This is a genomic window from Paenibacillus antri (assembly GCF_005765165.1).
Classification (GTDB): Bacteria; Bacillota; Bacilli; order Paenibacillales; family YIM-B00363; genus Paenibacillus_AE; species Paenibacillus_AE antri.
The window spans coordinates 1-12,312 of the sequence record NZ_VCIW01000019.1; the positions used below are offsets into that span (position 1 = coordinate 1).

Below are 12,312 nucleotides of genomic sequence, written 5' to 3' on the forward strand. Positions count from 1 at the left end.
GCATGTATTAGGCACGCCGCCAGCGTTCGTCCTGAGCCAGGATCAAACTCTCCAAAAAGGGTAGTTCAAACTGCGCTCATTACAAGCTAGCTTTAAAACATTTGCTATGAGCCGAAGCTCATAGCGCGTATGCGCTCGTTGTTCAGTTTTCAAGGAACAAGCTGTCGGCTCAAGGCCGGACTATTAATTTACCACAACCGAAACCGTCATTGCAACCGGTAATGTCTTCCATCGCCGTTTGCCGCTTTGCATTTCGGCGCCATCGTTCTCACGACGACAAGCAATAATATATCACAGCCCAATTCTCGAAGTCAACACCCTTTTTATTTCAAACGACGACCAAAAATTTCAACCCGATCAGCGCCGCCAACCCCGGCACCCCGAGCGCGGCGACCGTCGTTATCGTCACCATGTTGATCGGCAGATGGAAATGCGTATATGGCTCGGCGAGCCCAAGGAAATATAGCAAAATGCCGGCGATCGCGATGTTCAGCGCGACGACGCCGAGCCAACGAAAGCCGATGCGTCGACGCAGCGTTACGAACGCGAGACCTAGGATCGATCCGACGAACACCCATAACCAAATCGAAGTCAGCATGTCCTCTTCACCCCTCCAATGTGCGTCCGCTTTCCCGAGCGCGGGTCGTATTCGTCGATTGCGCGTATACGCCGAACCCGGACGCCTTCATCGCTTTCGCCTGCTTCAGCAGCATGCCGTACCGCTTCTCCGCCGTCTCGAGCGCGAAGATCGCGTAATCGACTTCGTCGTCCCCGAGAACATGGTCGAGTCGATGCTGCGCGCACGCCCATTCGCGATGCGCGATTCGAAGCTCCCGCAACAGCTCTTCATGTTCGTTGCCCGCGGGCGCGAACGCGGCGGGCTTTGCCTTTTTCGCAGGCATCATCCGTGTTCCCAGGCTTCTGACTTGCTCCGTCCATCGCTTCCACTTCGCTTGCATGTCCCGTCCCCCGATATCTCGCAGATACCCGAACCTAACCGGGCTCTATATAGATATAAGTACGAGCTCCTCGAAATAGAACAGCAACCTGTCCCACCAACCTAGTCCCAATCCCGCCGGCGAACAAGAAAAGACCCGAGGCGCGTTCGCCCCGGGCCGTCCGCGATCCGACCGTACCCGGCCCGACGCGTATCCCAAAAACTTAACTTAACTCTCTTCTTCCTTCCAGCGCCTTCGACAACGTGACTTCGTCCGCGTACTCCAGGTCCCCGCCGACCGGCAAACCGTGCGCGATGCGCGTCACCTTGATTTGGAACGGCTTCACGAGCCGGGACAAGTACATCGCAGTCGCTTCCCCCTCGATGTTCGGGTTCGTGGCGAGGATCAGCTCCTGTACCTCGTCGTCGGCCAATCGCCGAAGCAGCTCCGCCACCCGGATATCGTCCGGCCCGATGCCCTCCATCGGAGAGATCGCGCCTTGCAGCACGTGGTACATGCCGTGATATTCCTTCGTCCGCTCCATCGCGACCAAATCCCGCGCTTCCTGCACGACGCAGATGACCGAACGGTCCCGCTGCTTATCGGAGCAGACGCGGCACGGATCCGTATCCGTAATATTGCAGCACACGGAGCAGTACAACAGATTCCGCTTCACGTTCACCAACGCCTTGGCGAAGTTCATGACGTCCTCTTCCTTCATTCGAAGCACGTAGAACGCCAAGCGAGCCGCGGTCTTCGGTCCGACGCCGGGCAGTCTGCTGAAGGAATCAATCAATTTCGCTATCGGTTCCGGGTAGAACAAAAAGAACGTCTCCTTAGAACAATCCCGGGATGTTCATGCCGCCCGTGAATTTGCCCATGTCTTGGTTCGCCAGCTCTTCGGCTTTCGTCAGCGCGTCGTTCACGGCCGTCAGCACGAGGTCCTGCAGCATCTCCACGTCTTCCGGATCGACCGCCTCCGGCTTGATCGTAACGGACAAGACGCTCTTCTGCCCATTGACGACGACCGATACGACGCCGCCGCCGGCCGTGCCTTCGACCGTCTTGGTCGCGAGTTCCTCCTGCGCCTTCAACATCTGCTCCTGCATCTTCTTCACTTGCTTCAACATCTGATTCATATTGCCGCCGCCGCCCATGCCGCCGCGATTTCCGCCCCGCATCATCCGTAACAGCACCTCACACGTAAGAATGGAATTGATTTTTCCTGAAAATGATCCTACTCTTTCACCACGACGAGGTTTTCGCCGAAGACGTCGATCGCCTCGTTAATCCAGTCTTCCTTGTACTTCTTCCCGTCGGCCGGTTCCGACCCGCCGTCGTCCGGCGTCAGCTCCAACACTTCCGCGGCGGCGGTCGTGCCGGCCGCCGTCTCCTCCGCCGCCTTCCAGTCCTTCAGCAGCATCGTCGCCAATCGAACCGGCCGCCCGAACACCTCGGCCATCGCGCTCTCGATCAGTTCCTTGTTCGCCGGCTTCTCGGTCGTGTCCCGATGGAACGTGTTCTTGAACGCCACCAAGACGACGTCTTCCGTCGCCGACACCGGTTCGCCGTCCACGAGCCAAGCGTGAACCGTGATCTTCCGCTCCTTGACCCGCTGCAGCACGTTCTGCCAATCCCGCATCGCGAGCCGATACGGCTCGGAATCGCGAGAAGCCAGGAACGGCTGCAACGCCGCGGGCGTCTTCATCGGCTTCGGCGGCGGCGGCGGCGCTTTCGCGGGCGCGGCTGACGCGGTCGCGCCGCCGGCGCTCTCCGCCGGCGCGGCCGGACGCGACTCGAGACGCTCGACCCGCGCCGCGAGCCGCCGCAGCTCCGCCGATAAGCCGCTCACGTCGGCGCCGCTAGAGGCGGCCGCGGCCACGCCGCTTCCGGCGGACGCCGCCGAAGTCGCAGCCGCCGCGGCGGCATCGCCCGGCCCCGGCACGCACAGCTTCAGCAGCGCGACCTCCAGCATCGTCTGCGGCATCGCGGCGTATTTCATCTCGCCGAGATATCCGTTCACGATGTCGATCATCTGGAAGAGACGATCGTTCGCGAACGCGCCCGCCACGGCGGAGAGCCGATCCCGTTCAGCGGGCGCCAGCCGGTCTGTCACTGCATTGGAGCCCGGCACGAGCTTGACCAGCAGCAGATCGCGCAAGAACGACAAGAAACCCTCCAGACACTTGTCCGCGCTCTTCCCGTCTCGCATCAGCTTGTCGACGAAGTCGAGCACGAAGCCGACATCCTGCTTCAGCACCGCTTCGGCCAAGGCGCCGTATTGCTCGCCGGCGACGCCGCCGGTCATCGCGAGCACGCCGTCCGCCGTCACGCGTCCGCCTGCGTACGACGTCGCCTGATCGAGCAGACTAAGCGCATCGCGCATGCCGCCGTCCGATAGACGCGCGATCAACGCCAGCGCTTCTTCGTCGGCGTCGATCGACTCGGCCTCGCAGATGCGGCGCATCCGCGCCGCCTGCTCGACCGGCGTAATCCGCCGGAAGTCGAACCGCTGGCAGCGCGAATGAATCGTCGCCGGCACCTTATGCGGTTCGGTCGTCGCCAGAATGAACAGAACATGCTCCGGAGGCTCCTCCAACGTCTTCAGCAGCGCATTGAACGCCTCCGTCGTGAGCATGTGCACCTCGTCGATGATGTACACCTTGTATCGCACTTCGGTCGGCGCGTATTTCACCTTGTCCCGAATGTCGCGAATTTCCTCGACGCCCCGGTTCGACGCGGCGTCGAATTCGCTGACGTCGATGCAAGCGCCCGACGTAATCCGCCGGCATGCGTCGCATTCGTTGCAAGGCTCCGCCGACGGGCCGCGTTCGCAGTTGACGGCCTTCGCCAAAATCTTCGCCGTACTCGTCTTGCCGGTGCCTCGCGGCCCGTTGAACAAGTAAGCGTGCGACAGCCGGCCTTCGCGGATCGAATTCTGAAGCGTCTGCGTAATATGCTGTTGTCCGATAACGTCCTCGAACGTCTGTGACCGCCATGCGCGGTACAACGCCATGCGCGCCATACGCTTCCCCTCTGACTTCCTCGGTCGCTCCCGCCGCTTCGGCAGTGCTCCTCATGATCCTTCTTATTATACCAGTTCGACGAAGAACGTAACAGGTCGGGAAAGACGAGACCTCCTTACGGCTTCGCGTAAGGGATCGATACGACGAAGATCGTGCCGTAGCCCTTCGAAGATACGCGAAGCGTCCCGCCCATATCGTGCACGATGCGTTGGCACACCGCCAGCCCGAGGCCGGTGCCTTCTTCTTTCGTCGTGAAGAACGGATCGAAAATTTTATCGATCAAGAACGGCGGGATGCCGGGCCCCGTATCCTGGACGTACACGTTTAACCGCTGCTGGATTCGGTCCGTCTTCTCCGTGATCGTCAGCGTGCCGCCTTCGGCGGCCATCGCCTCGATCCCGTTCTTGCTCAAATTAATGAACACTTGCTTCAGCAATTCCCGGTCCGCCACGATCGGCGGCGGATCGAGCTCCGCCCGGTACTCGACCGTCACGCCGTGGAGGATCGCTTCGTTATTGATGATCGGCAGAATTTCGCGAATAACGGCCGCCGCGTCGATCACCGAGAACGTCGTGTCCTTCGGCTTGCTCAGCAGCAAGAACTCGCTGACCAGATCGTTGATGCGATCGATCTCGCTGAGCATCAGCTCCGCGTAGCCGAATTCCTTGGTCATGCCGCGCTCCCCGAGCGACTTCTTCAAGACTTGAAGGAAACCCTTGATCGACGTCAGCGGATTCCGAATTTCATGCGCCGTGCCCGCCGCGATCTGACCGATCATGGCCAACCGATCGCTGCGCTGCACTTGTTGCTCGAGCGAGCGTAAGTTCGAGACGTCTTTGAAAATGACGTAAGCGCCCGCGACCCGCCCCTCGGCATCCTTCAACAAGCTCGTGTCCATGATCAGCTCGAAGCGTTCGCGATCGTTCGTCCAGGAGACGGCGTGATTTTTCACGACCATGCCGTCGAGCAGCGTCCGCTGCACGAGACGATGCTGCACCGGCACGCCCTCGAACACGTCGTCCATCGACCGGCCGATCGCCGCCTCGCGGCTCACGCCGAGAATGCGGCAGGCGGTATCGCTGATCTCGACCAGCTCGAATTCCGGATTGATCAACAACACGCCTAAGTTGACGTCCTTCATGAAGGCGCCGGCGAACCGTTGCAGCATATTCAGCCGGGCATCCCCGTTCAATCGATGCAGCGACAAGACGTAGCGAACACGCTCCGCACCTTCGACCCGGAACACGCTGTACTCGGTGGTCAGCGCGGCAACGCCGGGCGCGCGCAGCGCGAGCGTCGGGCGCGACGACCCGATCGCCCCCTCCAGCACCTCCTCGAACGAAGAAGCGTCTACGGTAAGCTCCGCGAACGGCCGGCCGACCAATTCCTCGGGGCGCAGGCCGAGCGCCGACGCCACGTCCGATTGCGCATAACAGATGCGGCCGTCGCCGTCGAGGACCAAAAACAATCCATCGAAGATGTTCGTTAATTCATCCTTCCGATTCGTCGTATGTACCGTCCACCAATGAGGTTCTAGCATGCCGCACACCGCCTTCCCAGTTGCCGGATATGGATATGTTTCGCTTCGGGCGGCGCCATTTCCTTCCAAGCCTAAGAAAAAACGCCCCGTCCGGCGGCGGGTTCCCGCAACCGGACGAGGCGTATGCTTTGTGAACGAAAGAAGAGGCCGGGAACCCCGGCACATGAGACATCCTACTTACGGCTGCTTCCTTCCGGACCTGACCGGGTTCGTAGGCACCCATTGCCAGGGCCCCGACCGAACTTAAGTATACTCCATCTCGATAGGAAATAGCAAGACGAGTCCAACCATTCCCATACCCATGTCACTCGAATCGGATATGGTAGTCGTACCGCGGCACATTGCCCTTCAGCAGCAAGTAAGCGTCCGACCGAATCGCGGCGGCATCCGCCGGCGTCAGGTTATCCATGCGGATCGTCACCGTCACGTCCGTGCCGCTCATGAGAATCGACGATCGCTTGTCGAGATCCATTTCTCGCAGCGCCTGCCGCATCAACTGGCGATCCTTCGTGTAGTTATGATGGGACGGGTTCGTCCGAAAATTCGGATTCGAATTGCTCATCCCGAGATATCCGTCTTCCGCGTATTGATTCGCGTCCATATGGTTCGGCTCGCTCCCGCAGCCGCCGACGAGCAGCAGCGCGGACAGCAATAACATCGTTAGGGGGATGCTCCGATTCGTTCCCCGATCGCTCTTCATAAGAAAAAGGCACCTCCTGCCGTTATCGTACCCGGCCGAGGCGCCCCTGTATGCTTGGTAATGATTAGATGCCGTATTTCTTCTTGAACTTGTCGACGCGGCCGCCGACATCCAAGAACTTCTGCTTACCAGTGAAGAACGGGTGGCAGTTGGAGCAAATTTCGACGCGAAGGTTCGGCTTCACCGAGCCCGTCTCGAACGAGTTGCCGCAAGCGCACGTTACCGTCGTCACATTATATTTCGGTTGGATCGCAGTTTTCATGTGGGAGTCCCCTCTTTCCGCCCTGAATCTGTGGTCGATCCAGAGTAAAATTCATAGCAGATGTGATTATATCACGCGCCCGCACCGTTTGCAACAAGACAAAATTCCCCTTGTCAAGTCCGAAGCGGAACGTGCGTGTACGAGCCGATCTTCACGTCGGGCAGCTCGGCTTCCAAAATTTCGATCGCTTGCTTCATGCCGAGCAGCTCGCCTTGCGGCTTCGGAATGATCGCGAGGTAGCTCTCCGGGTCGATGTTCAGATTGCGCAGCTGAATCAGCTTCAGCTTCGTCCGGCGCGCGAATTCGATCATCGCTTCGAGCTCTTCTTCGCGGTCGGTCACGCCCGGGAAGATCAAGTAATTGATCGACGTGTAGACGCCCTTGCTCTCCGCGTAGACGAGCGACTTCTCGACGTTCTTCAGCGTATACCCGCGCGGCTTATAGTATGCGTTGTAATGCTCGTCCAACGCGCTGATCGTGCTTACGCGCATCAGATCGAGCCCCGCGTCCACGATGCCGCGAATATGGTCGCTGAGTCCCGCGTTCGTGTTGATGTTGATGTAGCCGAGGCTCGTCTTCGCCCGGACGCGCTTGATCGCCTCGATGATCGTCGGCGCCTGCGTGGCGGGTTCGCCCTCGCAGCCTTGGCCGAAGGAGATGATGCTCTCCGGCGTTCGCAGATGCTCGAGCATGATCTCGACGACCTCGTCCACGGTCGGCTTGAACTTCAGGCGCGTCTGCGGCGCCGGGAAGCCGCTGTCGTCCGGCTGCTCCGAGATGCAGCCGAAGCAGCCCGCGTTGCAGGAGAACGAGACCGGTACGGCCCCCTCCCACCGCTGCAGGAACGTGTTCGACGCCGTCAGGCATTCGTATCCGAGCGCGCAGTGGGACAAGTGCTGGAACAAGCGATTGTCCGGATACGCTTCGGTCAGCCGCTTGACGCCCGCTTCCAACAGATCCACGTCGCAGTTCTTCGGATTCCACCGCTCCGGATCGTCCGATTGCCGCGCGGCGACGTAGAACGCGCCGTCCTTCCAGACGACGGCCGAATAGCCGAACAACGGCAGCGGCTCCGCGCCCGGCCGCTTCACGTACCCGGGCAACAGAAGCCGGGTAAACCCTTGCGGGAGCAAGGCGCCGACCGCGAAGACGTCGCCCTCGTCCAGCCGCACCATCTCCCCCGTTTCCGCGTCCGCGGCGACGGGGCGCGTTCCGGGCAGCGACACGAGCGTCGCTCCTTCGGGGAGGGGAATCAGCTCCTCCTCCAGAATGTCGGTGATCGCGTCTCCGCCGCGACCGAGCGCGACGTAATCGGGGTGATCGTATACGTTGCCATCCGCATCCGCATAAACCAATTGCATGGAACTTTCACCTTCTTCGTATCTTGCGAGATGTCGTTACGTCCTAGGCTGCGTGCTTACGGCCGAGCTCGTCTTGCGCACTCCGGTCGAGCGGGCTCCGGAGGACGAAGCGGACGTGCCGCCGGACGTGCCGGTCGTTCCGCCCGCGGAGGAGCCTCGCTTCGTCTCGATCGTCTTCAAGAACTCTTCGTTCGTCTTCGTATCCGCCAGCTTCTTCAGCAGCGCCTCGGTATATTCGTGGGAATCCTGCATCGACTTGCGGATCGCCCATACCTTCTCGAGCTCTTCCTTCGTCAGCAGCACTTCCTCGCGGCGCGTTCCCGAACGGCGAATGTCGATCGCCGGGAACACGCGGCGTTCGGCGAGCTTGCGGTCCAGATGCAGCTCCATGTTGCCCGTTCCCTTGAATTCCTCGTAGATGACGTCGTCCATCCGGGACCCCGTCTCCACGAGCGCCGTCGCGAGAATCGTCAAGCTGCCGCCTTCCTCCACGTTGCGCGCCGCGCCGAAGAATCGCTTCGGCCGATGGAACGCGGCCGGATCGACGCCGCCGGAGAGCGTGCGCCCGGACGGCGGAATGACGAGGTTGTACGCTCGCGCGAGACGCGTGATGCTGTCGAGCAGAATGACGACGTCCTTCTTATGCTCGACCAGACGCAGCGCCCGCTCGAGCACGAGCTCCGCGACTTTGATATGATTTTCCGGCACTTCGTCGAACGTCGAGGATACGACCTCCGCGTCGACGGAGCGCTGCATGTCGGTCACTTCCTCCGGACGCTCGTCGATCAGCAGAATGAACAGCTTGATGTCCGGGTAGTTCTTCGAGATGCTGTTGGCGATTTTCTTCAGCAGCAGCGTCTTGCCGGCTTTCGGCGGAGCGACGATCAAGCCCCGTTGACCGAGACCGACCGGCGTGAACAAATCCATCAAGCGGGTGGAAATTTCGTTAGGGGCGGTTTCTAAGACGATTTTCTCCTGCGGATACAATGGGGTAAGCGCGGGGAAATGCAATCGTTCGGACGCCGTCTCCGGGTCTTCTCCGTTGACCGCCGTCACGTGCAGCAAGCCGAAGTAGCGTTCGCTTTCTTTGGGAGGCCGGCATTTGCCGGAAACCAAGTCGCCCGATCGCAGGTCGAACTTGCGAATTTGCGAAGCCGAGATGTAAATATCCTCCGAGCTCGGCAAGTAATTGATCGGCCTGAGGAACCCGAAGCCCTCCGGCAAAATTTCCAGTACGCCTTGCATAAACATAAGTCCGGATTTTTCCGCTTGCGCCCTAAGGATCGAGAAGACCAATTCCTTCTTCTTCATCTGTCCGTAATAGGGAATCTGATACGATTTCGCAAGCTTGTACAGCTCCGTCAACTTCAGCGCTTCTAAGTCGGCTAAAGTGAGATCCATATCGTATGACCACCACATTTCTTATAAAAATAGCGTTCGTTCGAAACCTATCGTTCCAGTTATAGACGAGAACGCGCGGTTCTATTCGCGCTCCAGCCACACTTCCGCGCCGAGGCGCGACAAGTTGTCCGTCAGCAGGTCGTACCCGCGTCGAATGTATTCGTACCCGGTAATTTCCGTCACGCCGCCGTTCGGGACCATCAAGCCCGCGACGAACAACGACGCGCCGGCCCGAAGGTCGGTCGCCCGCACCTTGGCGCCGTTCAGCGCGCTCTTCTGAATGATGGCCGACCGGCCTTCGACGCGAATGTTCGCGCCCATGCGCTGCAGCTCCGGCACATGCTTGAATCGACTGCTATAGACGTAGTCCGTCAAGATGCTGACGCCGTTGCCGCGGGTGAGCAGGCTCGTCATCGGCGACTGCAGGTCCGTCGCGAAGCCGGGATACACGAGCGCCTTCACGTCGATGTGCGCATATTCCGGCTGCCCGACGACGCGGATCGCTTCGTCCATCTCGTAGACGTGAGCGCCCATCTCTTGCAGCTTCGCCGTGAGCGCCTCCATATGCTTCGGAATGACGTTATCGACCAGTACGTCGCCGGACGTCGCCGCCGCGGCGATCATGTACGTGCCGGCCTGGATCCGGTCCGGGATGATCGAGTGCCGGCAGCCGTGCATCTCCTTCACGCCTTGGATGCGGATCGTCTCCGTGCCCGCGCCTTTGATTTTCGCCCCCATGGAGCTCAACAACGTTGCTACATCTATGATTTCAGGCTCTTTTGCCGCGTTTTCGATAATCGTGACTCCGCTCGCGCGAGCGGAAGCTAGCATAATATTGATCGTTGCGCCGACGCTGGCGACGTCGAGGTAAATTTTCGCGCCTTGCAAGGATTTGGAGGTGATGTGAATGGAGCCGTGTTCGTTCTCGACGGTGGCGCCGAGCGCTTCGAACCCTTTGATATGTTGGTCGATCGGGCGAGGCTCGAAGTTGCAGCCGCCCGGCATGCCGATCAGCGCTTCGCCGAATCGGCCTAACAGTGCGCCCATTAAGTAATAGGAAGCCCGAAGCTTCTTCACGTTCCCGTTCGGGAGCGGCTTCGAGCGCAGCCCGCTCGGGTCGATCGTCATCTGGCCGTCCGCGTAGTGCACCCTTGCGCCCAGCTCCTCGAGCAATTCGGCGTAGATGGCGACGTCGCTAATATCGGGCAGATTGTCCAAGACGACGGTCGTCTCGGCGAGAAGCGCCGCGGGGATTAGAGCCACCGCGCTGTTCTTCGCGCCGCTTATCGTAACCGTTCCGCGCAGCGGTCGGCCGCCGGCGATCATGAGCTTATCCGTCATTCGTAACTGTTCCCCCTGCTCGAAATGAAAACCCCGCCTCTCCCACGGTCGGCAAGGTTTTCCGGTTAGAAAAAAAGAGACAGGGAAACCACTCGGCGCCGGAATGTCCGTCGAATGAATTTCCCCGCTTCGCCTGACGCTGTATTGTTGCCCTTACGCCTGGTTGCTGCTGCCGAACAATTGAATCTTCGATCTGACGACCTCGACCATCGCGTTCTTCGCCGGCGTGAGGTATTTGCGCGGATCGTATACTTTCGCGTCCTTATTCAGCACTTCGCGGATCGCTTCGGTGCATGCGACTTGGTTTTCCGTGTTGACGTTGATCTTGCCTACGCCGGCCGCGATCGACAAGCGAATCGCTTCGTCCGGTACGCCCGAACCGCCGTGAAGCACGACCGGAACCGGAATCGCCTTCGCCACTTCCTCGATGATGTCGTAGCGGATCTTGACTTCGCCTTTATACATGCCGTGCGCCGTGCCGACCGCGATCGCGACGCAATCGACGCCCGTCTCTTCGTAGAATCGAATCGCTTCTTCCGGCTTCGCCAGCGCGGCATCCGCTTCGTCGACGCTGATGTCGTCTTCGACGCCGCCGATCGTGCCGAGCTCGCCCTCGACGGACACGCCCATCGCGCGAGCCGCTTTCACGACTTCCTTCGTCAGGCGGATGTTGTCTTCGAACGAATGGTGAGAGCCGTCGAACATAACGGACGAGAAGCCCGCGCGAATACACTTCATCGCGACTTCGAACGTGCTGCCGTGGTCAAGGTGAAGCGCGATCGGCAGACCCGATTGCTTCGCCGCGGCTTCCGCGATCGCGACCGTGTACTCGATGCCCATGTATTTCAACGCGCCTTCGCTCACGCCGAAAATAAACGGGGATTTCTCCGCCATAGCGGCTTCCGTAATGGCTTTCGCAAACTCCAGGTTGTTCATGTTGAATTGGCCGACGGCGAACTTGTTAGCTTTCGCCTTCGGTAAGAACTCGTTCATAGAAACAAGCGGCACAAGTATAACCTCCCTAGTATGTATCTCCTATTCGAAGGCCGTGCCCGAACACGCACGCGATACTTGTCCGCCGGACGCGACCCGAAGCAAATTATAACACAATCGCGCCGCGAATGGTATTGACGGAAATCACTGCGAATTTTCTTACGACTCCACCGCCATGCGGGAATAGGACGATCCGCCGCGCAGCTGGTCGTTGACCGCCGAACGAAGCTCGTCGATATCGAACGGCTTCGTGAAGTGCATGAGCGCCCCCGATTCCGTCGCTTCCTTGATCATATCGAGCTCGCCGTACGCCGTCATCATGATGACCTTGATGCTCGCGTCGATCTTCTTGATATGCTTTAAAATTTCCAGCCCGTCCATGCCCGGAATCTTCATGTCCAACAGCACGAGGTCCGGCTTATCGTTCCTTACGATGTCCAAAGCGAGCTTTCCGTTGGATGCCTGATACGTCTTGTAACCTTCGCTGCTGAACACTTCGGTCAGCAGCACCCGGATGCCATTCTGATCGTCCACGATGAGCACTTTATTGTTATGCATGATGGCTTCTCCTCCCGTCGCCAAACCCTTGACAAAGGGCTGACGGTCCGACTGTTAAACAATATAGTTCGCGTCTCGCGCACGTATTCCTTCTCTTTTTTTCAAAAAAAACCATAGGAAAGCATACAATTTGCAGAGATGGAAAAAAGGTCGCCATCAAGCGACAAAATCCGCTAGAAGGCAACCTTTTTC

General features: G+C 59.5%; 13 protein-coding genes, 1 rRNA gene and 1 other RNA gene. All 15 read right to left on the reverse strand.

Features of this window, described 5'->3' with window-relative positions; translation table 11 throughout:
- Positions 1-58 (reverse strand): 16S ribosomal RNA (locus tag FE782_RS23485); the annotation flags it as partial.
- 270 nt (positions 59-328) lie between these two features.
- Entirely contained in the window at positions 329-598 is a 270-nt protein-coding gene (locus FE782_RS23490; RefSeq protein WP_238392634.1) for a pro-sigmaK processing inhibitor BofA family protein, read from the reverse strand.
- Between the two features lie 7 nt (positions 599-605).
- A complete protein-coding gene (locus tag FE782_RS23495; RefSeq protein WP_238392635.1) occupies positions 606-959 on the reverse strand; it encodes a DUF2508 family protein in 354 nt (117 codons plus the stop codon).
- A gap of 202 nt (positions 960-1,161) precedes the next feature.
- Positions 1,162-1,761, reverse strand: a complete 600-nt coding sequence (recR, locus tag FE782_RS23500; RefSeq protein WP_138196797.1) for a recombination mediator RecR — start codon at positions 1,759-1,761, stop codon at positions 1,162-1,164.
- Positions 1,762-1,774: 13 nt separating this feature from the next.
- Positions 1,775-2,095, reverse strand: coding sequence for a YbaB/EbfC family nucleoid-associated protein (locus FE782_RS23505; protein WP_138196942.1), 321 nt, complete (start codon positions 2,093-2,095; stop codon positions 1,775-1,777).
- Between the two features lie 80 nt (positions 2,096-2,175).
- Positions 2,176-3,963, reverse strand: coding sequence for a DNA polymerase III subunit gamma/tau (gene dnaX, locus FE782_RS23510; RefSeq protein ID WP_138196798.1), 1,788 nt, complete (start codon positions 3,961-3,963; stop codon positions 2,176-2,178).
- A gap of 116 nt (positions 3,964-4,079) precedes the next feature.
- Complete coding sequence (locus tag FE782_RS23515) at positions 4,080-5,504, reverse strand: ATP-binding protein (protein WP_138196799.1); 1,425 nt, start codon at positions 5,502-5,504, stop codon at positions 4,080-4,082.
- A gap of 141 nt (positions 5,505-5,645) precedes the next feature.
- Positions 5,646-5,743, reverse strand: an RNA gene (ffs, locus tag FE782_RS23520) — signal recognition particle sRNA small type.
- A 65-nt stretch (positions 5,744-5,808) separates the two neighbouring features.
- Positions 5,809-6,204, reverse strand: coding sequence for a hypothetical protein (locus tag FE782_RS23525; protein ID WP_138196800.1), 396 nt, complete (start codon positions 6,202-6,204; stop codon positions 5,809-5,811).
- A 64-nt stretch (positions 6,205-6,268) separates the two neighbouring features.
- Positions 6,269-6,466 carry a 50S ribosomal protein L31 gene (rpmE, locus tag FE782_RS23530; RefSeq protein ID WP_138196801.1) on the reverse strand — a complete coding sequence of 66 codons (198 nt, stop codon included), beginning with the start codon at positions 6,464-6,466 and terminating at the stop codon, positions 6,269-6,271.
- A 113-nt stretch (positions 6,467-6,579) separates the two neighbouring features.
- Positions 6,580-7,827, reverse strand: coding sequence for a radical SAM family protein (locus FE782_RS23535; RefSeq protein WP_138196802.1), 1,248 nt, complete (start codon positions 7,825-7,827; stop codon positions 6,580-6,582).
- 36 nt (positions 7,828-7,863) lie between these two features.
- Positions 7,864-9,228: a transcription termination factor Rho gene (gene rho / locus FE782_RS23540; protein WP_138196803.1), complete on the reverse strand. Its 1,365-nt coding sequence runs from the start codon at positions 9,226-9,228 to the stop codon at positions 7,864-7,866.
- Positions 9,229-9,309: 81 nt separating this feature from the next.
- Entirely contained in the window at positions 9,310-10,569 is a 1,260-nt protein-coding gene (gene murA / locus FE782_RS23545) for a UDP-N-acetylglucosamine 1-carboxyvinyltransferase (RefSeq protein ID WP_138196804.1), read from the reverse strand.
- A 153-nt stretch (positions 10,570-10,722) separates the two neighbouring features.
- Positions 10,723-11,577, reverse strand: a complete 855-nt coding sequence (gene fba / locus FE782_RS23550; protein ID WP_138196805.1) for a class II fructose-1,6-bisphosphate aldolase — start codon at positions 11,575-11,577, stop codon at positions 10,723-10,725.
- A gap of 144 nt (positions 11,578-11,721) precedes the next feature.
- On the reverse strand, positions 11,722-12,120 hold the full coding sequence (locus FE782_RS23555; protein WP_138196806.1) for a response regulator: 399 nt from the start codon (positions 12,118-12,120) through the stop codon (positions 11,722-11,724).
- Positions 12,121-12,312 lie beyond the last annotated feature (192 nt).